Below are 22850 nucleotides of genomic sequence, written 5' to 3'. Positions count from 1 at the left end.
TAATATAAAGAATGTAATATGAAAAACGCCTGAATTCATGAGGCGTTACGGATAATTATTAGGACGACGGAATGTTTGTATTTGAAGAATATATTTCCCCTATCTCTGAGTCACAGTTTGCTGGAACTGATCCGCGTGCTGATGTCTCTCCTACGTCCACTTATTATTCCTTAAAAGATCTCAGAAACCAGTTACGCGCAGCCGAGCGAAATGCATTAGTTGACGAAGAAGGTATATCATCTTTAGCGCGAGATTGGCTACCTTTGCTTGAGCAGTGTAACACTGCGATTAAAACCGAAAGTAAAGATATTGAATACTTAGCATGGTTAATTGAAGCATTATGCCGTATTTATGGCTTTAAAGGTCTCGCTTTTGGCTTTAACGTAGCGCGTTATTTGATAGAGAATCACTTTGATTCCTTGTATCCATCATTAGATGACGACGATGAAATCTCAGATAAAGTATCAGCGATTATTGGTTTAAATGGCGCTGCAGGTGAAGGGACGTTAATAATCCCAATAAAATCTATTTATTTAACAGATAGTGTTAGTTTAGATAGCTTTTCTTTTTGGGAGTATCAACAAGGTTACGACATATCGCGTTTGAGTGAAGATAAACGTAGTAAAAAAATAGCGCAAGGTGCTGTCGACTACGAAAAAGTAGAGCAAAGTGCGGCAGAAACAAGCATTGAGTTTTTTATAAACTTAAAAAATGATATTGAAGAGACGATAGAGCAATTTTCTTTACTTAGTATTGCACTTGATGAAGTTACTGGCTCACCGCAACCAACTTCTAATATTAAACAAGCCTTAGAATCAGGCTTAGCGGCTATAAATCATGTAGCAGCAGATAAGTTTGAAGCAGCTAATAAGGCTGCAGTGAAAGCTGCTGCAAAGTTAAAAAATACTCAAGCTGCTGAAACAGAAAATGAAAGTGAAGATGCACCAGCAACAAGTCCAACAGCTATTGCTAACGATGAAATAAATAGTAGAGACGGTGCAATAGATAAACTGAAAGAAATCGCACTTTATTTTAGAGAAACAGAGCCTCATTCGCCAATGTCATACACGATTGAGCAAGTTATTAGATGGAGTGAACTATCACTTCCAGAGTTATTAAACGAATTAATTACAGATAGTGATGCTAGAACGGGGTACTTTAAGTTGTCTGGCATTAAAATCAGCGAAACTGAAACATAAGTAAAGGGAGTTCTCTATGAGTAACAATAATAGTATCCATGATAAGTTAAAACGAGTTCGTAAGCCTCGCGTTCACATCACTTATGATGTTGAAACAGAAGGCGCAGAGGTAAAAAAAGAATTACCATTTGTTGTTGGTGTACTTGGTGATTTTTCGGGTGACAATACTGAAGTATTAAAACCATTAAAGGAAAGACGATTTATTCAAATAGATCGTGATAATTTTAATGATGTTTTAAAACGTATGAGCCCATCTCTTAGCTGGAGAGTAGAGAATACGTTAACAGATGATGGATCTGAATTTTCTGTTAATCTTAACTTTAACTCTATTGAAGATTTTGAACCGGCAGCGGTTGTAAACCAAGTAGAACCATTAAGAAAATTAATGGAAACACGTAATAAATTGCGTGACTTAATGACAAAAGTTGACCGCTCAGAAGAGCTAGAAAATGTATTGGAAGAAGTATTAAGTAATACAGCGAATCTAGACTCGATTGCGAAAGAACTAAAAATTGAGGAGACTGAAAAATGAGTACTGAACAATTAAGTACAGAATTAGAGTCAACCTCAGAGGTTAGTTCATCGCTTTTAGAGCAAGCTATTGGTGCCACTAAGCAAACTGAAGCTAGTCGTGCAGAAGAGCTAATTAAAACACTCACTGAAGAAGCATTAAAAGGCACAGTTCAGTGGAATAAAAACATGACTGTAACGTTTAATGAAGCAATTCAATTAATCGATCAAAAAATATCAAAACAACTTAGTGCTGTAATGCACAGCGACGAGTTTCAAAAACTAGAAGGTTCGTGGCGTGGTCTGCACCATTTAGTTATGAACTCTGAAACAAGTGCAACGCTTAAAATCCGAGTTTTAAATATGAAGAAAAAAGAACTTCATAAAGACTTGAGTAAAGCGGTTGAATTTGATCAAAGCGAAACATTTAAAAAGATTTACGAATCAGAATTCGGTACGCCAGGTGGAGAACCATATGGCACTATCGTAGGTGACTACGAGTTTACCAACCATCCTGAAGATATTGAAGCGCTAAGCTTAATGTCTAATGTTGCTGCTGCTGGTTTCTGTCCATTTATCTCTGCGTCATCGCCATCGTTATTTGGTTTTGATGATTGGGATGAATTAGCCAAGCCTCGTGACTTAGAAAAAGTGTTTGAATCATTAGAGTATACGAAATGGCGTTCATTTAGAGATAGTGATGACTCACGATTTGTATCGTTAACAATGCCTCGTTTCTTATCTCGTCTGCCATATGGCGCTGCTTCTCAGCCTGTAGAAGAGTTTAATTTTGAAGAATTTGAAGTTGAACCAAAAGCAGGGCGTGCTGTAAGTACTGATAACGAAGATTACTGTTGGAGTAACGCAGCTTATGCGATGGCGACCAATATGGGTAAAGCTTTTGCTCAATATGGTTTCTGTACAGCAATTCGTGGAGCTGAGGGCGGCGGTAAAGTTGAAGGTCTTCCAACGCATGTATTTACAAGTGATGACGGTGATCCTGATATTAAATGTCCAACAGAAATTGGCATAACGGATCGTCGTGAAGCTGAATTAAGTAAGTTAGGGTTTTTACCACTTTGTCATTATAAAAACACAGATTACGCTGTTTTCTTTGGTGGGCAAAGCTGTCAAAAACCAGCTATATATTCAACACCTGACGCAACAGCCAATGCAGCTATCTCAGCTCGCTTACCTTACCTAATGGCTACATCTCGTTTTGCTCATTACTTGAAAGTAATGGCACGTGATAAAATTGGTAGCTTTATGGAAGCTGAAGACGTTGAAGTGTGGTTAAACCGCTGGATATTAACTTACGTTAATGCTGCAGAGGGGGGCGGTCAAGATATCAGAGCGCGTTACCCATTAGCGGATGCTAAAGTATCTGTAAAAGAAATCCCAGGTCAACCAGGTGCTTACAATGCTATTGCTTGGTTAAAACCTTGGCTACAAATGGAAGAATTAACATCTTCTTTACGTCTAGTAGCTAAAATCCCAGAGATTGGTTAATTAACCAATCTTTAGCGTTAAGGATAATGCAGTAGAATGAATCACGAAGAGTTTTCATTTATTAATCAAGACTTTGACTTTCAACAAAAGTCACAGTCTCGCATAAGTGATAACGATGCTTTGTTAGAACGTTTTTTAAACGAAAAGAACCTAGATAAAGCATTATTACTTTGGCTTGAAGGCTCTTCTGATTCACCCCTTTCATGGAAAAAAGAATCGTTATTACCTTATTTACAACGGGTGATAATCGAGTTAGACCAACAGATATCAAATCAATTAAATACTATTATCCACACTAAATGTTTTCAAAAGCTAGAAGCTCGCTGGAGAAATTTATGGTGGTTAGTATTACAAAATGAACAATACGACAAAGAAAATAAAGTAAAAATAAAAGTATTAAATTGTAGCTGGAATACACTTTCAAAAGACGTAAATAAAGCAATGGATTTTGACCAAAGTGCTTTTTTCCATTTGCTATACCAAAATGAATTTGATACCCCAGGTGGAGAGCCATTTGGGGTGGTAATCGGTGATTATGAAATAACTAACTCACCTTCTAATGGTGCAATATATAATGATATCGATACACTTAAAGAGATAGCAAGAACGGCTGCTGCTGCATTCTCTCCATTTATTTGTGCATCCTCTCCTAGCTTATTTGGTGCTGATAGCTTTTCTGATTTAAGTTACTATTCCGATCTTTTTAATCACTTTGAACAAACTGAGTATGTAAAATGGCGAAGTTTCCGAGATATGGAAGAGGCACGTTTTATTGGTTTAACACTCCCTCATGTTCTAGTAAGACCTCCTTATTGTAACGACGGAAAGCGTCACCAAGATTTTTACTTTAAAGAAAAAATACACAACCCTGAAACAGATATGTTATGGGGTAATGCTTCATTTCAATTTGTATCTACTCTAGTCAGAGCATATTGCAATAGTGGCTGGTTTGGTAACATTAGAGGGATTGAACCAGGTAAAGTATCTAAAGGTTTAGTAACGGGGCTTGCTCGAGATAAATTTAGTACGGACACCTATCAAAAAGAGGCAAAGCCACCCTTAGATTTAATTGTTACCGGTAAATTTGAAAAACAGTTTTCTGAACTTGGTTTTATACCTGCATCTTCTGTAATAAATACAGAGCATATTGTTTTTTACAGTAACGCATCGGCACAAAAAGCAAAAAATTATAATTCGAATTCTGCCAATATAAATGCAAGGCTGTCTTCAATGCTGCAATATATTTTGTGTGTTTCACGATTTGCTCATTATTTAAAATTATTAGCGCGTGATCGTATCGGCTCATATGCTTCACCTAGAGAATGCGAAAGAGATCTACAATCTTGGATTAATAACTACACATCAGCAACAGACTCTGCATCTGAGGGTATAAGAACGAAATATCCATTAAGTAATGCTCGAATAAAGGTCAGTGAAAATAGAGCAAATCCTGGGCATTATTTTTCAGTATTGCAGTTACAACCACACTTTCAATTAGATCAAATGGTATCAAGTATTAAGTTAGTAACAGAACTTAGTCCACATCATAAAATAAAGGAATAATAATGAAAAATATACATAATTTAGTTCGTGAAGGAAAACTATCTGATGCACTCGCTTGGTGTGCAACGCAACTTCAAGATGAGCCATTAAATTTTGATATAAGAAGTATTTATTCAGAATTATTATGCATAAATGGAGAGCTTGAGAAAGCAGATAAGCAACTTGATTTTATGGTTCAAAAAAAACCTGAACTTGCTGTGGGAGCTGTAAATCTTCGCCATTTAATACGAGCACAGCAAGCTAGGTTTGATTTTTATCAAGGTAAGGCAATACCGAAGCTTTTTCATGAAGCTAATGAAATTGATACTCTATTTTTACAAATGCACATGTCTTTACTTGAGAAAAATATCGACTTAGCAACTAAACAGTCTCAAGAACTAGAAGCGCTTCGATTAAAGCAATCTGATGATGCTTCGCATATAAGAGATTTAGATGACAGTTTGAGCCCATATTTAGAAGTACTTGGCACTAATGGTGAATTTTACCTTGCTAACTTTAATGAAATTGAAATGCTTAAAGTTGAACCTATAGAGTCTTTCCTAGAAAACATTTGGCTTAGAGTTGAAATCATTATAAAAGATGGTCCATCAGGCACAGCTCACTTACCGTTAGTATATGCAAACTCTACTACGGATATCGAAAAGCTTGGTCAGGTATCTGACTGGGAAGAACTTGGTGATGAGCTAACTATTGGTAAAGGCATGAAAATGCTATTTGTTAATGATGAAGCAATTACTATTTCAAATTTAAATATAAACTGTTTAGAAACAGCTTAATAAAACGAAATAAAAATGATAGAAAATAAGCAGCAACTTCAAGCATCAATAATAGACAGGCTCATAGATGATGAGCCTGACTTGCAAGATGCACCTTCACGAAATGAAGGTATCTCTATTAGTGAGCTTAGAAATAATGTTCGAAGAGATATAGAAGCTCTGCTTAATGCAAGAATTCAATGGCATACTTGGCCAACGCAATATAAAGAGTTGTCAACTTCGTGTTTATCATATGGTTTGCCCGATTTTTCGAGTATGTATGTTAGCTCTCATGAGGGGCGTACACTCCTATGCGAAACCGTCAGAGATGCAATTTTGAAGTTTGAACCACGATTTATTGAAGTTGAGGTCTTTACAGATGATGAAGTACCTCTTGATCGGGTTTTAAATTTACGTATAAACGCACTTTTGTATGCTGATCCAGAACCTGAATTTATAAGCTTTGATTCTGAGGTTGAACCAGTAAACTTGGGTATGAAGATTAGTGAGGCTTCCTTATGAACGATGAGCTATTAAAATATTACAATCGGGAACTCGCCTTTGTACGTCACTTAGGTAAAGACTTTGCTGATAAGTACCCTAAAGTTGCAGGGCGTTTAAAGCTGAGTGAGGATCATATAGAAGATCCACATGTTTCAAGACTTGTAGAATCATTCGCTTTTTTAACCGCAAATATAAGACAAAAGCTAGATGACAGCTTTCCAGAGTTAACAGATGCCCTATTAGGTCAAATGGTGCCAGATTATCAAGCTCCAATTCCTTCTATGTCTATAGTAAAACTTGAAGCTGAAAACTTATCGACCACAGGTATTGTTATACCTCGTGGCAATGAAGTTGAAACTAACGTCGAAAACATGAAACCATGTAAATTTCAAACCTGTTACGAAACTTATTTATGGCCTGTAGAAATAACGAATGCACAATTCGAAAACATTCCTTTTGTAGCACCAAAGCCTAAGTGGCCTGAAACAGCTAAATCAATTTTTAAGCTAGATTTAACCGGTGAATATAAAGGGGTATCTCTTGCTGAAACAGGGCTTGATACACTAAGAGTATTCATTAACGGTCAATGGCATTACACTTTAAAAGTATACGAACTTTTGTTTAAAAATTGTATTGGAGTTGCTTTTGATAATGGTGACGAGGGTGTTAAATACCTATCAAAAAGTCAGCTTAAAGCTGTCGGGTTTGGTACTAATGAAGCCGTTGTGCCTTATTCCGAGCGATCTTCATCTGGATATAGATTATTAGTTGAAAACTTTACTTTTCCTGAAAAATTTAGATTCTTTGACTTGGAAGGAATACGTTCATCACTTCCAAAAAAATCTAATAAATGCAGTATTTATTTTTATTTAGATTCAGAATCAGTAGAGCTTGAAAAACAAGTCGACAAAAACATGTTCTTACTTGGCTGTACTCCAATTATTAATTTATTTGAACAAGAATTAGAGCCAATCCGCCCCGAATTAAGTGAATACGAGTACAAACTTTCTCCGCGTTACATGGATTCAGAAATATCAGAAGTAATAAGCTTATTGGAAGTTATCGCTTTTGATCATAAAGGTAATAAACAAATAGTATCGCCATTTTATGGGCAAACGCATCCTAAATACCAAGGTCATAATGATTTGTTTTGGCACATTAGACGCGAAACTGCATTATGGGCTGGAGGCTATGTAGAATCAGGTACAGAAACATTTTTATCACTTGTAGATGCTTCCTTTGAAAATAGTGCAATGGAGTACGGTAGTGGTAATACAGTATTAACCATCCGAGCTAACTGCAGTAACAGAAATTTACCTGCGAGTATGCCGTTTGGGGATGATGAGCTTGGTTTACTTATGCCCGAACGTGGCGATGTAATAAAAAAAATCCGCTGTTTAATTCCTTTTACACACGCAGTTAGACCTGTTTTAGGTGATGCAACACGGTGGCAATTGGTCAATCACTTAACGCTAGATACTTTTAGCGGCGATGATGCTTGTAACAAACTTAAAGAAATTTTGCGTTTATATGATTTTAGAGCATCGCCTCAAACTAAAGGAATGATCGATAATATTTATCGTGTAATTATTGAACCTTCTACCGCAAGAGTGGTTCAAAAAGGGCGTGTAGGTTTTGCAGCTGGCAGCGACATAGAAATCACATTTTCTAGTGATGACTTTTCTGGAAGTGGCATGTTTTTCTTTGCATCTATTTTAGACCGCTTTTTTGCGCAATTTGCTGCTATTAATAGTTACACACGCGTTAGCTTAAAACTTAAAGAGCAAGAGCAAGTTTATTATCAATGGCCAGCACGAGTCGGTGACAGTCCTCTTTTATGATTAAACATTTAATTAACAATGGCTCACAAATAGACTTTTACAAAGCTGTTTTTATCATAGAAAATCAGCTTAAAAAGCATGGGCTCGAATATCGCTGTGTGGGATACGACAGCGCACCTAAGTTAGAGCTTGTTAAATTTACGGCAACGCAAAAGCTAGGATACCCTGGTAATGCAATCACTAAATTAGAAGAAATTGATTACAAAGACGGACTGCATAGAGTAAATATGCAAGTTTCTTTTATGGGGTTAACGGGTTGTGCTGGTGCTTTACCGCAGTTTTATACCGAGCTAGTTATGCAGCGACTTCGTTTTAAAGACACAACAATGCGTGATTTTTACGACATGTTTAATCATCGTTTAATTTCACTGTATTACCGTGCATGGAAAAAATATAAACCATCACTTAATCATGTAAACAAAGATAAAAATAAAGACCCTTATACTCAAATTCTAAGCCTTTTAAGTGGTGGAAGTAACGAACACCAGTTGTTTTTTTCAGGGCTATACAGTCGTAAAATTCGTAATGCTGCTGATTTACAAAATATCTTAGCATCGTATTTAAGCTGCGATGTGACCATTAAGCAAATGATAGGTCAGTGGCGTCCACTTAAAGAGCAAGAGCAAACATGCCTTGCAAGCCAAACACTATATGAAGGGCGTCATGCGCGTTTAGGTGTAGATACCGTAGTAGGTAAACGAATATGGGATATATCATCACAAATTGAAATTAACATATTGGCTAAAAATATCGATAAAGCGAAAGATCTCTTGCCTAACGGCTCTTTATTTAAATTAGCGAATAGCATAGTAAAAGATTATTTAGGTAATGCAGTACAATTTCGTCTAGTAATAGAATCTAATTTTGACAAGTTAGATGCTACACAACTCACTAAAAATAATTACCAATTAGGTTGTAGTAGCTTTTTAGTAGCGCAAAAAGATAAATTAAAAACTAACCCTACAAAGTTATCGTTTAAAGGATAATTAAATTTTAAAAGGAACATCGTATGTCTTCGATGACATTGAATAAATTGGTAGAAAAGTTAAGTCCTGATTGCAGAAAAAGTTTAGAAGCTGCTGTCGCTATTTGTAATAGCCGAAGTCATTTTACTGTTGAGTTAGAACATTGGTTACTTGCAATGATTGAACAAAAACTTGACGACGTAAGATTAATATTCGGATCGTTCGATATAAATATTGACCAAGTGCAACAAGATTTAAATCATTCATTAGAGTCATTTAAAACAGGTAGCGAGTCATCACCTAGCTTATCACTGCACGTAACTAGCTTATTAAAGCAGTCATGGTTAAGTACAAGTATTGAATTTACTGATAACCAAATTCGCAGTGCTTACGTTATTTATACGCTAACTAAAGACGATACACTGTCTAGTTTAGTAACACGTTGTAGTAAGCTTTTTAATAAGATTGACCCAGGTCAGCTTTTACATGCGTGGCCTGAAATAGTGGCTCAGTCAGAAGAGCGTAATCACTCTGTTCAAAGTGCAGCTACACAAACTAACTTAAATTCTAAAACCCCAAGTTTAGATCAATTTACGGTTGATTTAACGGCGCAGGCACTTGAGGGTAAGATTGACCCGATTTTAGGACGTGATTTCGAAATTCGTCAAATGGTTGATATTTTAACCAGACGCCGCCAAAACAACCCAATATTAACCGGCGAAGCAGGTGTTGGTAAAACAGCGGTTGTAGAAGGCTTGGCACTTAGAATTGCGCAAAAAGATGTACCTGCTGTATTACAAAACGTAAAAATACACAGCCTTGACTTAGCTTTACTACAAGCTGGTGCGGGTATGAAAGGTGAGTTTGAAAACCGCTTAAAATCGTTAATCAACGAAGTTAAAAATGCTATCAATCCTGTTATTCTTTTTATTGATGAAGCACACACCATGATTGGTAGTGGCGGCGCAGCGGGTCAAAACGATGCAGCTAATTTATTAAAGCCAGCGCTTGCGCGCGGTGAGTTACGTACCATTGCAGCAACAACGTGGGCTGAGTATAAAAAATTCTTTGAAAAAGACGCTGCACTTACTCGTCGTTTTCAAGTTGTTAAAGTAGAAGAGCCAACACCTGAAAAAGCGGTAGCAATGTTACGTGGATTAGTTCCTGTAATGGAGCGCCATCATAAAGTATTTATTTCTGAGCAAGCGTTAGAAAGCGCAGTGCATTTATCGCATCGTTATATTACGGCAAGGCAATTACCAGACAAAGCCGTTGCTTTACTAGACACAGCTTGTGCTCGAGTAGCAATGAGCCAAGCCTCTACACCTAATACAATAGAGCAACTTGTAAATCGATTAAGTGAAATAGAAACACAAGTTTTAATGCTAAACCGTGAGCAAAAAACTGGGTTAGATCATTCTGAGCAGCTAAATGGTTTAAAAGCAGAACTTGTAGATATTGAAGAGCAGCTACTGCCGTTAAATGAGCAATTTAAAGTAGAAAAAGAAATTGTTATCGAGCTTAATAAAGCGCTTGAGTCAATAAACTCAGAGGATGACGATTCTTCTCGCGACATGCTTGAAAAGCTAAAAGAGAGCAAACAAAAATTAGCTTCTTTTGAGCATAATATGGTGCACTGGCAAGTAGATGAAGAACTTATAGCACAGGTTATTTCGGATTGGACTGGCATACCAGTAGGTAAAATGCATGAAGATGAAATTTATGGAATTTTAAACCTAGCTACACAAATGAAGCAAAGAGTAGTAGGCCAAGATCACGGACTCGACCTAATAGCTAAAGTTGTTCAAACATCTCGAGCTCAACTAGCAGATGAGAGTCGTCCAAATGGTATATTTATGCTTGCTGGTCCAAGCGGTGTAGGTAAAACAGAAACAGCCTTGTCACTTGCACAAGAAGTGTATGGTAGCGAAGAAAACGTTACTATTATTAATATGTCTGAGTTTAAAGAAGAGCATAAAGTATCATTATTACTTGGCTCTCCTCCAGGATACGTAGGTTATGGTGAAGGCGGTATATTAACCGAAGCCGTAAGAAGAAAACCATACAGCGTTGTACTTCTAGATGAAATGGAAAAAGCGCATCCAGGTGTTCAAGATATTTTTTATCAAGTGTTCGACAAAGGCACAATTAAAGACGGTGAAGGTAGAGACATCGACTTTAAAAATACCATCATTATTATGACCTCAAATGTGGGCACAGATACCACAATGAGCCTATTTGAAGATGAAGAAAGTAAGCCAAGTATAAAAGGCTTATTAAACGCATTACAAGATGATTTATTAGGTGCTTTTAAACCAGCCTTTTTAGGTCGTATAAATGTAATTCCTTATATTCCGTTAAGCGATGACATGCTTACACAAATAGCAGGGCTTCAAATAGATAAAATAATTAAACGTGTTAAAAAGCATTATAATGCTGATTTAATTTATAAAGATGATGTAATTGAATATATTATTGCTAATTGTCAAAATGCTGGCTCAGGTGCAAGAAATATACATACAATATTACAAAACAAAGTATTGCCTTTATTATCAGAAGTTTTATTATCTAGCATGGTAGATGGTAATGAAATTAATAGTATATCTTTGTTTATTAAAGATAATGAATTTGAACTAGCGCTTAATTAAAATAAAATAAAGCGTTAGTTAAAGCTGAACTAAAACTGAATTAATAACTAATTGAAGTTAATTTAAAATAAGTGACTAATAAGGTTGTTTCTTTAGTTTTAGCGCATTATAATTTTGGTGTCTTAGGTCACTACATGGAATTTTTGAGACATTGTCTTCATCTAGGGAAAGGAATCTGAAGGCCTTTTCATTGCTGTTATAAAGATAATGATTTCAAAGGAAATTTGGGAAACCAAAGTAAATAATCCAATATAAATGGATAACATAAGTTTAATTAAAAGGAGCATTATCAAATGCAAGCAAATACATATTTAAAATACGGTAAAATCGAAGGTGAAACTACTGCAGCTGGTTTTGAAAAAACAATTACAGTACTATCTCTTGATTTTAACGTAAGTCGCGAAATCAGTTCATACACTGGTACAGCTTTTGACCGTGAGTCTAGTTCTGCACGTCTTGGCGACCTTACTATTACTAAACTTCAGGACAATGCATCTACGTATTTGTTTGAAGAAGCAACAATCGGTAAAGGTCAACCAGCTGTATTTCAAATCACTAAGCAAGGTGATGTGATTGAAGAAATCGTAAACATCACACTTACAGATGCGATGATTTCTAGCTACTCTGTTTCAGTTCAAGGCGATCGTCCAATTGAAACGATCACTATTAGCTATACAGAAATGTTAATGGCTGTGACTCCAACAGATGACAAAAACTCGACTCAAGCTACACTTCGTTATGGTTATAGTGGTGCTACTGGTAAAAAAATGTAATATATTTTACCTATTAATAGCTCTGAGCTTTGCTCAGAGCTTTTTTTGATCTTTAAGACGGGAAAAGCAAGGAATGCAAAAGGCAACGCAAGATAAAAACGTAATACAAATTAGTACTCCTGCAGGTAAAGATGCCCTTTACTTAACTCGTTTTGTTGCTCAAGAAGCAATGTCAGACTTATTTGTAATGTCTGCCAATATGTATGCTATTGGAGTGCAAATAGCACATGAAGATTTAGTCGGTAAACCGGTTACAGTAAAAGTTAAAAATGCCGATGGAGGAGGGGAGCGTTACTATCACGGTATAGTAAGTCATCTTGTTTCTAAAGGTAGTCGCACAGCCGACGTAGATGAGCAAAAAAATTACATAGATTACCAAGCAACCATAGTACCTCACGCTGCTTCTATGCGTAATCGTAAAAACAGTCGTATATTTCAAAAGAAAACAATTAAAGAAATTTTTGCCGATTTATTTGGTCAGCATAATGTTGCCTTTACAGATAAAACTAGCAAAACTTATCCTAAGTATGAATATTGTGTTCAATACCAAGAGTCAGACTTCGACTTTATTCAGCGTTTATTGCAACACGAAGGTATTTTTTACTTTTTTGAACATTCAAACAGTAACCACACGCTTATCCTTGCTGATGATATAACCGCCTACGAAGAATGTGGTGAAGCAAACGTTGTTTACTCTACAGGTCATTTAAGTAAATCGCATATTTCACGCTGGCAAGGTGGTTTAAGTATTGCGCCAGGTAGCTTTAAACGTATAGGGTACGATTTTAAACAACCATCACGCTACCCAGACGGTGAGCAGGCAAACCCAGAGTTACCAACTCAATCGGTAGCCGAAATATTTGAATACACAGGTGAAGCCGAATGCCATCCTCGCGCACCTGCAATAGCTTCTATGCAATTAGAAGCACTACAAAGAGACATGAAGCTATCAAGCGGTCAAAGTGATTGTCGCTCTTTTACCGTTGGTAAATTATTTAGCTTTGAAAAACATGAAGACCCAAGGCTAATAGGTAAAACATTTGCTATTACGTCTATGATGACTTCTATCACTATACCTAATCAATCAGGTGCTAGGCAGTCATCTGCAAATGAAGTATATACAAACCACTTTGAATGCGTACCAAAAGATATCCCATACAGAGCACAAATTAATAAGAAAAAGCCTGTAATAAATGGTGTTCAAACAGCAATAGTAACGGGCGACAGTGCCGACGAAATAATGATTGACCAATTTGGTCGCGTTAAAGTGCACTTTGATTGGGATCGTGACGGACAAAGAGACTCTACAAGTTCGTGTTGGATACGTGTTGCTCAAAACTGGGCAGGTAAAAAGTGGGGCGCGTTTTTCTTCCCTCGCGTAGGTCAAGAAGTGCTTGTTGACTTTATAAACGGCGATCCAGATCAGCCAATTATAAGTGGCGCAATATATAACGCCGACTTAATGCCTCCATACGCATTGCCAGCCGAAAAAACCCAAAGTGGTATTAAAACACGCTCTACAAAAGAGGGTGGAGCCGACAACTTTAACGAACTGCGTTTTGAAGATAAAAAAGGCAGTGAACTTGTTTACATGCAAGCCGAAAAAGATAAACAGCTGTATGTTAAAAACGATCAAAATGAAAAAGTAGACAACGATCGTAATGTCGAAATTGGTAATGACGATACTTTAAAAGTGACGGGTAATCGTTTATCTGAAATAGAGAAAAACGATACTTTAAATGTCGGAAAAACGTTAAATATAGAAGCGGGCGATGAAATTGTTATTAAAACTGGCTCAGCACAAATTAAAATGACCAGTAACGGTAATATCGTTATCGAAGGCACTAATATAGATATTAGAGGCAGTAATGTAAAAGTTGATGGTAGTGCAATAACATTAACAGCCGGTCTAATTAAGTTAAATTAGTAAAATTATGGAAATAATAAACAGCTTTCAATCAGGTTTACGAAACGGTATATCTAACAACGGTCACGTTGTATATTGTCGTTATGGTTTACCACATTTAATATGTTTACCTATAAATAAGCCTGACGATCCATTACTAAACCCTTCATTAAGCCATTTAAAGGCAATGGAAGGCTATTATGCTCAGCAGTTTTTTTTATATTTGCATAAATCTTTAAATAGCGAAGATGCCGTGTCGGGGTTATATCAATATGCAATGCAAAGCCCAGTCGCATTATCTGACTACACAAAAGATGAATTAATTGAAGAACTGTCATTTTTAGTTGCGCACAATAAACTATTAGTTATTCCTCTTTACGAATAGTTGGTTTATAAAATATAAGTTAGACAAGGAGTCTATATGGGTAAGCCCGCTGCTACACTTGGTCACATGCACATTTGTCCTAAATTTACAGGCACGGTTCCTCATGTGGGTGGACCTATAGTTTTAGGTTCAACCAATGTATTAATAGGCTGTATGCCAGCTGCTCGTAAAGGCGACATGATGGTATGCATAGGCCCGCCAGATAGCATTAAAACAGGCTCAAGCTCCGTTAAAATTAATGGTAAACCTGCGGCAAGAATGGGTGACAGCAGCTCCCATGGTGGAGTAATTGTTATTGGCAATCCAACCGTATTAATAGGCGGCTAACTTTGCTCTCTTTGTATGTAAGTAATTACCAAGCTCAATTACTGACTATTAGTGACGCTCAACTATGCCCGTTTACTTCTGTAGGCCATTTAAAAACGCTAAAAAAAAGATTATTAGAGCAATGCTGGTTAAATGCTAAAAATAATAAACTAAACCAAACATTTACAGCTCCAGATCTAAATTTACTTATTACGTTTCAACAAAACGAAAATACCCCTGATGTAATTGCACAAGCATGTATAGAGGTAATGGCTAATTTACCTCAAAATATAAACATCACATTTATTAATAACATATTAAACGAACCCCAATTGCAGCAAGTTGCCAAACTAATAATAAGCAAAGTACTGCTACAGCAGCATAGTTATAATCTTATTGCTTTAATTGATTTAAATACCTTATTTTTTGCCTACACAAATCAAACTGATTATTCAGATGAAGTGCTTGCACTAATTAAACATATTTTAGTGGTTGCAACAGACTCAACTCCATCAAATTTAATAAAAGTGTTTAATAACCTGTGCGAAAATGGGCTTGTTAATTCACCGTTAATGTCACTTTTTTTACTATCACTTAGTTCTGAACAAGTTAACACGGTAAGTAACCATGCAAGCAATACATTATCAATCGACCATACGCTGCAAGTGTTACTACAAAGTGGTTTTGTAAAGCTAGTGCCACTAGCAAATACTGCGCTTCATAAAGTAGAGCAACCAAAAAAAATAATAGCGTTAATTAAGCGCATACTTGGCGATAAATTAGATTTACTTGTTAACTACGAAACGCAAATACAAGCGTGGAATGAAGATGAGCAAGGTTATACCGATTTTCAGCAGCAGTTACAGCTTAACTGGCCTAAACAAGAAGCCAAGCTATCGTCGTTAAGGTTAATGGCAGGCTACGCATTAAACGAGCAGCTTAACGCAATACAAATGACCGCAATGGATAGCTATAGCCAAGCCGTGTTTAACTTATATAAATACTATCAGTATATTGCAGCTAAAAAAGCAAACACAGAGGCATTGGTATGAGTGCTTTTGATGTACAAGTAGATTATTTTTCGACACCTAGCGCAAATAACGTAGACGAGTTTTTATATGGTGACCCATTACCGGCTTTAACACATGTTGAGTGGAAGTCGTGGGATGTATGCATATACGACTGCATAGTAAAATCAAAAGAATTAATGGCTAAAGTAGATGACACAGAGTCACCTTTAGTGTGGTTATTGCCCGCGCTTTCGTATCAAGATGAGCTAAAGCAATTACTACAAAGCAGTTTAAAGCAGTTATATCCACAGCAGACAACACATTTATTATTTTATGGCTCAAGCAGTGCTCATGCATTAATTGATTTAGCTAAAAAAAATGAATGGGAAAAAGTAACGGTAATTGCCATTGATGCAACCTATAAAGCAAACGCGCAAACGCAATACGGTTATCAAGGTGTAGGTGGGTTACTTGCTACGTTACAGGCAAAGAGTTATGGATGGTCGCAAACAAGTTTTGAGCTTGCGCCTTCAATCGATTTTGAAAAGCACAATCAATTAGATGGCATGTTTTTACGATTAGTAGAACAAACTAAAAAGCCTGTAGACATTATTTTTGCGCCAGGAAATGGCATTAATCACAGCAGTGATGTATGGCTAAATAGTTTACAGTTGCTCAGCCCTTTAATAAACGAGCACACACATTATGAGTTACCTAATTATAAACTAGGCAACATTGGCGCACTTGAAGGGCTAGTTAATTTATACCAATTAACCACAAGCCCCGCTATTGTCAATCATTGCGAACATGCGCTAATGATCTCACAAGAGCAATTAAAACATCAAAGCGCATCAGAATACTTATGGATAAGTGAGGAAGTACACAACTAATGCAAAGTTTTACAGTTGTTATAAAAGGACAAAGTTATTCTATTTGCTTAACTGCAGGCAAAGACAAAGCTCCCTCTGGTTATACTCAAGTATCAGTAGATACGTATGAAAGAGCCGACAAACAAATTACAGAAATTGGTCCTACGTTATCGGCTGATGTCCCTGTTCGCCTTGAAATAATAAATTTACTGAACGGCGCAGGTATTTTTTGCTCCGAAAATGCAAGCTCGCGAGAGACTGCCGATGCAATTATTAAAGGCTTAGTTGCCGGTACTTTAAGCTGTTACCACGAAAATGAAAAACCGTCTCTTCAAACCAGCCAGTTAACTAAAAATACTGATAGGGATGAAACGCAAAATAACAAAAAAACAGACTCCGCATCAGGTAAAAAAGCAACACAAGCAACGGCTAATAACGGTGGCAGTGCAGCCGACGCAACCCCAAGCGAAGAGTCTATAGAAAAACAAACATTCCGAACCGATCCTGTTTCAATGCTCTCGGGTGAAGAAGTACTTCCTTTATTTGACTTTACGCTTGCAGGCAGCAGGCAATTAATTTGGCGTCGTTTATATCGCTCATCGCATGTAGACAACAACAGTATTATGGGCAATGGTTGGCGCCACGACTTTATGGTGCGCCTAACCGAGCATTACCTACCACCGCCAAAAGTAGGACCAAAACAAAAAGGCACCTACTGGTTAGAATACCAAGATGAGCACGGAGCTAAACACCGCTTTGCAAAGGTAAAGCCAGGGCAATCTAGCCATCAATTAAGCAGTAACCTTACACTGCATTACCAAACAAATGGTAAACAGGTACTTATAACGCCAGACGATCAACATCTCACGTTTAAGCCTGGTAATAGTGCATGGCTACTTGAAAAAATTATTAACGACAAAGGGCAAAGCTTTCGTTTTTATTACGATGCAAAAGAGCGCCTTAACCGCGTAGAGCTCAACAAAGTACGTGGCTGTATTATTAGCTACAACACTCAGGGCTTATTAAGTAAAATTGCGGCTTACCACACCGATAAAAATAATAAACAACACCTAATATACCCGGTGCTGGCAAGTTATAAATACGACGAAAACAAAAATCTTGTTCAAGCAACCAATCAACAAAACGAGACTGAACACTACGCCTACAATGCCGCCAACTTATTAATTAAGCGTACCCGCGCAAGCGGCTTTAACCATTATTTTGAGTGGGACAGCTACTCGGCTAATGCAAAGTGTGTAAAACAATGGGGCGATAACGACACCTACAGTTACCAGTTTGAATATAATACCGAGCGCGGCGAAACAACCAGTATAGATTCACGTGGTCATAAAGAACACTTTGTACACAACGCACAAGGTAAATTAGTTAAGCACACCGACCCTAACGGCAACGTATGGCAATATACCTACAATGCACAAGGGCAAAAAACAGCTGAAATAAAACCAGATAACAGTGTCATACACTACAGTTACACACCATTTGGACAATTAGCATCAATAACTGAGCCTGATGGTAGCAAAACACACTTTGCTTATAATCAACTAGGGCAACGTATTTTAACCACATTGCCAGATGGTCAAACTATTACGCGTAAATACAGCGTATCGGGTTTACTACAAAGCGAAACATTTGGCGATAACCGTACCTCATTCTATGTATACGATAAGCTAGGGCATTTAACGCAACACGTAAATCAAAGTGGTAACGTTACAAAGTTTGTATGGAACGAGCAAGGTGAGTTACTAGCAAAGCATTATAACAGTGAGCTTATTCGCTACAGTTACGATAACTTAGGGCGCGTAAACGCCACGCTTAATAGTGTAGGGTTACTTACTCAATATAAATACAACGACCATGGGCAATTAATACAAACTATTGCTTTCGACGAAAAAGCCCCTGAAAACAAGCTGCATCAGCACTTTAGTTACGACGACGCTGGCAGGCTCATTAGTACGCAAAATGGCAACGGCGACACCACAGAGCAACACTTTGAGGGGCTAAGCCAACCACATTGTGTTATTCAGCCGGATGGCAGTGCGCTGCATTTAACGTACGACAAAGAGCGCAACTTAACGGCAATTGAGCGAAGCGACGGGCATGTTTACCGCATAAGCTACGATGCGAACGAAAACCCAATTCAACTAACTGGGTTTGACGGCACGGTGCAGCAGTATAAATACGATGCCTGTAATCGCCTAGCATCAGTAACACAAAGCAATAAGCGTAAAGTTAATATAGAACGAGACAAACTCGGTCGTGTTATAGCGCAGCATGCAAGCCTTGCAACCGACACTCACATAGTAAATAACGCCAATTATTATAGCTATACACTACAAGGTAAAGTAGCGCGTGCGCATAATGCGCAATCAACACTAAAGCAAGCGTTTGATAAAGGCGGCAGGTTACTGCGTGCTGAGCAAATACACAATCAGCAACAAGCGCATACACTTAACTACAGCTACGACAAATACGGCAGAAGGGACACACTTACCCTGCCAGACTCAACCACGCTTAAATACAGTTACAACCAGTTTGGTCAGCTAAGTAGTATTAACTTACAACAAGTCAATAGCAAAGCGAATGAGTCCGCTAGCGCAGCAAAGCCCCTTGTATCTTTAAGCTACGACAGCCAAGGTAATATTAAAACACAGCAGTTTGGTAACAGCATTACGCTTACTCAAAAATTTGATGTGTTTAACCGCTTAACGCAGCAACAACTAACGCACCCAGCGCAAGCACTGTTTGATACCTGTACGTACAAGTACGACAGCGTAAACCAGCTCATTGCTCGTAAAAACGAAGGCGTAACCAGCCACAACATTAACTTTGAATACAACAGCCTTGGGCAATTAATACAACAAACATTGGCAAACTCAAGTGCTGATACAACCACGCAATATAAGTGGGATAGCTTTGGTAACCCTCAAACTCAAACTGTGCAATCAAGCGCAATCGAAGCGACAAGCGATACAGAAACGAGTAATGCATTAAGCAGTGAGCACAGCACAGCACAGCACGGCACAGCAAGTGAAGCTGCGAATAACAACGATATTGATGCGAGTCCTTCTGTTGATTTAACACGCGCCACGCATAACGAATACAGCGATTTAGCGCCAACTAACCCTGCTGATAATATTGCATCAAGTAATTTTAATGCACACAACACCATTAAAAACAGCGCCACCGAAGCCGACCGTTTAACGCAATTTGGCGATAGCGACTTTGACTACGACGAATTTGGTAACCAAATTCGCGAAACTGGCAAAGGCATTAAAACCCTTCGTGAATACAATGCATTTAACCAGTTAAGCTGTTTTAATAATAACGGCACGCTCACCCAATACGACTACGACCCACTGGGCCGCCGTATCGCAAAGCACACCGAGCATGGCAAAATTGACTACATTTGGGATAACGACCAGCTAATCGGCGAGTGCCACAACGGGCAATATACGTGGTATATAAACCTACCAAATCAATTTCATCCATTAGCGCTTATTAAAAAAGGTGAGATGTATTACTACCACCTAGACCAGCTTAACACGCCGCGTTTTATTACCAACAGCAGCGCACAAGTCGTGTGGGAAAACCAAGCCGATGCATATGGTTATGAAGAGTCAAAACTAGACGCTGAATCTACTGTAAATAATACCTTTACTCAGCCAATTCGTTTTCAAGGGCAATATTTAGATGAGGAAAGCGGATTACATTACAACCGCTACCGCTACTACAGCCCCAAGCAACAGCGCTTTATAAACCAAGACCCAATAGGGTTAGTGGGTGGGATAAACCATTACCAATATGCGCCAAATCCGATTAACTGGGTGGATCCGTTCGGGTTGACATGTAAAGACGGTCAGAAGAAAAATGTATTTGCAGGACACGGTTCGATAAATGTTACAAAGCCTGCGACCGTCCCGATGGGGACTAGCTTAACCGTTTATTCATGGGATGGTGCAACTATTACCGATGATCTGGGCAGCAAAATTGAAGATGGTACTGTTTCAAGTGGTGTTTTTAAAAAAGTATACACTGAAGGCGATATAATCCCAGGGTATATGCTGCATCCAAATTGTGGAAGTTTAAATATATCATCTAATTCAATTCAGGTTTCTGAAAGCAAGCATATATCTGAACTGTTAGCTGAGAATATGGGGGAATACCATTGGGCTGCTTGTACTTACATTGATGGGCATGAAAATTCGAATATTATTCATGATGAAGAAGGCATATTTAAAGAAGAGTCAGGTCAGTACTCGCAGTTGAAGGGCGGGAAATGGGAAGGTCTAGATGAAAACGCTAGTGATGATCCTAAAAGAAGTAAAAAAATTAAAAAAATAAAATTAAATGCTTTGGAAAAAGATCAAGTTAAAGCTCTGTTAAAAGAAGGGGTACCTATACGAGCAGCCATTAAGCACATTAAAGGTCAAAAAATAACCCCTCGAGATTTTGGTACGAAATCTATTTCAGAAAACCCTCAGTTAAATCAAATGTGGAATGAGTGTATACTAGAATTGACAGAACGTCCCAAAGCAAAAGCGAAAAAGTTCTTTCAAAGCTATCAAAATTTAATTGATGGAACAGCTAGTAAAAAAGAAGCTAGGTATGTGTTCGATGAAGTAAATTCTTTATTTAAGGTGAAAGTGAATAATGCGAAAGAAAAAGGTGTTATTTTTGAAGGTTATATCTTTGAACAGGTGCACCATTGGAATTGGCCTATTGAAAAATATAGTAAACAAGCTATCAGTGCAGAAAACCTATTCCCTACCACAGCTAAGTTACATGCCATTATTCATAATATGACAACATCTAGTTCAAAGAAATTTGTTCCTTTTTCTTATTTTCATCCAATTAGCAAGTTACATGAGAGGGTTTAAGATATGGTTAAAGATAAAAAAGAGCTATTTAAGGCTATTACTGATGAGTCTATACTTATTAATCCCGAATTAATTTGGAGTGGGGAATTAATTCAGGATACTCGTTATACATGTGAAAATCCTGAGTTTCTTTTTAATATTTTTCTTACAGCACCGGAAATGTTCCCGAAGCCAGAGCAGTTATTAATATTATGGTCTACAAATAGCAACTCTATAGTCGCATTTTTAAGAGAAGATAAGGTTTACATAAAATACTATCTAGAAGATGGTCCAAGTGAGTATGAAGTTTTAGGAAAAACATACCAGCAAATGATAAGCAATCTATTTGCTTCTTTAATATTTCGAGAAGTAAGAGAGAAAGATTTGAAAGTTTTAGCTAATACCCTTAATTTTAAATATTTAGATGAATTAGCAAGTTTTATTTCAAGAAACGATGACTGGGAAGACAATACATCAAAGTTTATTTCTGAAATAGAATGATTGAACAATTTACTGAATCATGGTGTTAGTAATGATAGATTTTAAAAAAAATGATGTTCACATTGATTTGACTAAAATGGAAAAAACATTTAGTGAACTGGAAGATAAAAAAATATTCTTGAACTGGTTTTTGTCGGCACTAAAGAAGTCTACAATCATCAATAAGAGACGGCATATAGCAATTTGCCCTATATGTAATGAAAAAAATTATTTATTGCACGAGGGAAATAAAATCATATCAAAGTATGAGTACAGAATACCCGATGGAGAAATGAATTTTATTGTGGACTCATCTATTCTGCATCTAGTTTCAGTACATTCCTTAGTGCCTGAGCGGTCGCTGATTGCAGCCTTAGAAAATTTGTATTGTAAGTTACCTGAAAATTAGCTGTTCATTATGGTATACAGAATAAAAAAATAACAAAGACACCCACCCTAATTTTTTTTACAGTTTGGCTAACTAAGTACTAGAATTTTGTCAGTGTAAAAAACAAGCAGGTGTCTTATGGCAATCGCAAGAAATCATCAAGTAAGTTTGGCTGATACAAAATATTACCACTGTATCTCGCGTTGTGTTCGGCGTGCTTTTTTGTGCGGTGAAGACCACTTTACAGGTCAATCTTAAGCAGTCAATGGGGTCACCCATTAGAAAATTCCGGTCAAGCAGGCAGCTGTGTTTTCTTGATCTTTTTATTCAAAAATCAAGTGATCTTATTATTTAGACTCAAT

The 22850-nt window shown here is 37.3% G+C and carries 18 protein-coding genes and 1 pseudogene; all 19 read left to right on the top strand.

Annotated elements, in window-relative coordinates; genetic code table 11:
* Nucleotides 1-71 precede the first annotated feature (71 nt).
* Nucleotides 72-1199, top strand: coding sequence for a type VI secretion system protein TssA (gene tssA, locus GQR56_RS14840; protein ID WP_166112874.1), 1128 nt, complete (start codon nucleotides 72-74; stop codon nucleotides 1197-1199).
* A gap of 16 nt (nucleotides 1200-1215) precedes the next feature.
* Nucleotides 1216-1731 carry a type VI secretion system contractile sheath small subunit gene (tssB, locus tag GQR56_RS14835; RefSeq protein ID WP_166112871.1) on the top strand — a complete coding sequence of 172 codons (516 nt, stop codon included), beginning with the start codon at nucleotides 1216-1218 and terminating at the stop codon, nucleotides 1729-1731.
* Nucleotides 1728-3218, top strand: a complete 1491-nt coding sequence (tssC, locus tag GQR56_RS14830) for a type VI secretion system contractile sheath large subunit (RefSeq protein ID WP_166112868.1) — start codon at nucleotides 1728-1730, stop codon at nucleotides 3216-3218. Before tssB ends, tssC (GQR56_RS14830) begins: the two co-directional genes overlap by 4 nt.
* Before the next feature lie 36 nt (nucleotides 3219-3254).
* Nucleotides 3255-4781 (top strand): type VI secretion system contractile sheath large subunit, encoded by a 1527-nt coding sequence (tssC, locus tag GQR56_RS14825; protein WP_166112865.1) that lies wholly within the window; start codon nucleotides 3255-3257, stop codon nucleotides 4779-4781.
* 2 nt (nucleotides 4782-4783) lie between these two features.
* Nucleotides 4784-5557 carry a type VI secretion system accessory protein TagJ gene (locus GQR56_RS14820; RefSeq protein ID WP_166112862.1) on the top strand — a complete coding sequence of 258 codons (774 nt, stop codon included), beginning with the start codon at nucleotides 4784-4786 and terminating at the stop codon, nucleotides 5555-5557.
* Nucleotides 5558-5572: 15 nt separating this feature from the next.
* A complete protein-coding gene (tssE, locus tag GQR56_RS14815; RefSeq protein WP_166112859.1) occupies nucleotides 5573-6058 on the top strand; it encodes a type VI secretion system baseplate subunit TssE in 486 nt (161 codons plus the stop codon).
* On the top strand, nucleotides 6055-7881 hold the full coding sequence (gene tssF / locus GQR56_RS14810; RefSeq protein WP_166112856.1) for a type VI secretion system baseplate subunit TssF: 1827 nt from the start codon (nucleotides 6055-6057) through the stop codon (nucleotides 7879-7881). The genes tssE and tssF overlap by 4 nt, the downstream gene beginning before the upstream one ends.
* Nucleotides 7878-8867, top strand: coding sequence for a type VI secretion system baseplate subunit TssG (gene tssG / locus GQR56_RS14805; protein ID WP_166112853.1), 990 nt, complete (start codon nucleotides 7878-7880; stop codon nucleotides 8865-8867). Before tssF ends, tssG begins: the two co-directional genes overlap by 4 nt.
* Before the next feature lie 23 nt (nucleotides 8868-8890).
* A complete protein-coding gene (gene tssH, locus GQR56_RS14800; RefSeq protein WP_166112850.1) occupies nucleotides 8891-11494 on the top strand; it encodes a type VI secretion system ATPase TssH in 2604 nt (867 codons plus the stop codon).
* A gap of 293 nt (nucleotides 11495-11787) precedes the next feature.
* A complete protein-coding gene (locus tag GQR56_RS14795; RefSeq protein ID WP_166112847.1) occupies nucleotides 11788-12267 on the top strand; it encodes a type VI secretion system tube protein Hcp in 480 nt (159 codons plus the stop codon).
* A 73-nt stretch (nucleotides 12268-12340) separates the two neighbouring features.
* Nucleotides 12341-14194 carry a type VI secretion system tip protein TssI/VgrG gene (tssI, locus tag GQR56_RS14790; protein ID WP_166112844.1) on the top strand — a complete coding sequence of 618 codons (1854 nt, stop codon included), beginning with the start codon at nucleotides 12341-12343 and terminating at the stop codon, nucleotides 14192-14194.
* Nucleotides 14195-14201: 7 nt separating this feature from the next.
* Nucleotides 14202-14558: a hypothetical protein gene (locus GQR56_RS14785; RefSeq protein ID WP_166112841.1), complete on the top strand. Its 357-nt coding sequence runs from the start codon at nucleotides 14202-14204 to the stop codon at nucleotides 14556-14558.
* A 36-nt stretch (nucleotides 14559-14594) separates the two neighbouring features.
* Nucleotides 14595-14885 (top strand): PAAR domain-containing protein, encoded by a 291-nt coding sequence (locus tag GQR56_RS14780; protein WP_166112838.1) that lies wholly within the window; start codon nucleotides 14595-14597, stop codon nucleotides 14883-14885.
* A 2-nt stretch (nucleotides 14886-14887) separates the two neighbouring features.
* A complete protein-coding gene (locus GQR56_RS14775) occupies nucleotides 14888-15916 on the top strand; it encodes a hypothetical protein (RefSeq protein WP_166112835.1) in 1029 nt (342 codons plus the stop codon).
* Nucleotides 15913-16764 (top strand): hypothetical protein, encoded by an 852-nt coding sequence (locus GQR56_RS14770; protein ID WP_166112832.1) that lies wholly within the window; start codon nucleotides 15913-15915, stop codon nucleotides 16762-16764. Before GQR56_RS14775 ends, GQR56_RS14770 begins: the two co-directional genes overlap by 4 nt.
* Entirely contained in the window at nucleotides 16764-21641 is a 4878-nt protein-coding gene (locus tag GQR56_RS14765; protein WP_166112830.1) for an RHS repeat-associated core domain-containing protein, read from the top strand. The genes GQR56_RS14770 and GQR56_RS14765 overlap by 1 nt, the downstream gene beginning before the upstream one ends.
* A gap of 3 nt (nucleotides 21642-21644) precedes the next feature.
* A complete protein-coding gene (locus GQR56_RS14760; protein ID WP_166112827.1) occupies nucleotides 21645-22121 on the top strand; it encodes a hypothetical protein in 477 nt (158 codons plus the stop codon).
* A 31-nt stretch (nucleotides 22122-22152) separates the two neighbouring features.
* Nucleotides 22153-22509: a hypothetical protein gene (locus GQR56_RS14755; RefSeq protein WP_166112824.1), complete on the top strand. Its 357-nt coding sequence runs from the start codon at nucleotides 22153-22155 to the stop codon at nucleotides 22507-22509.
* A gap of 117 nt (nucleotides 22510-22626) precedes the next feature.
* A pseudogene (locus tag GQR56_RS14750) lies at nucleotides 22627-22743 on the top strand (Mobile element protein); the annotation flags it as partial.
* Between the last annotated feature and the right edge of the window lie 107 nt (nucleotides 22744-22850).

Origin of the sequence: Pseudoalteromonas sp. Z9A5 (assembly GCF_011378875.1) — a bacterium.
Taxonomy (GTDB): Bacteria; Pseudomonadota; Gammaproteobacteria; order Enterobacterales; family Alteromonadaceae; genus Pseudoalteromonas.
The sequence above is the reverse complement of the archived record's forward strand: the minus strand, read 5'-3'. Positions and strand labels throughout refer to the sequence as shown.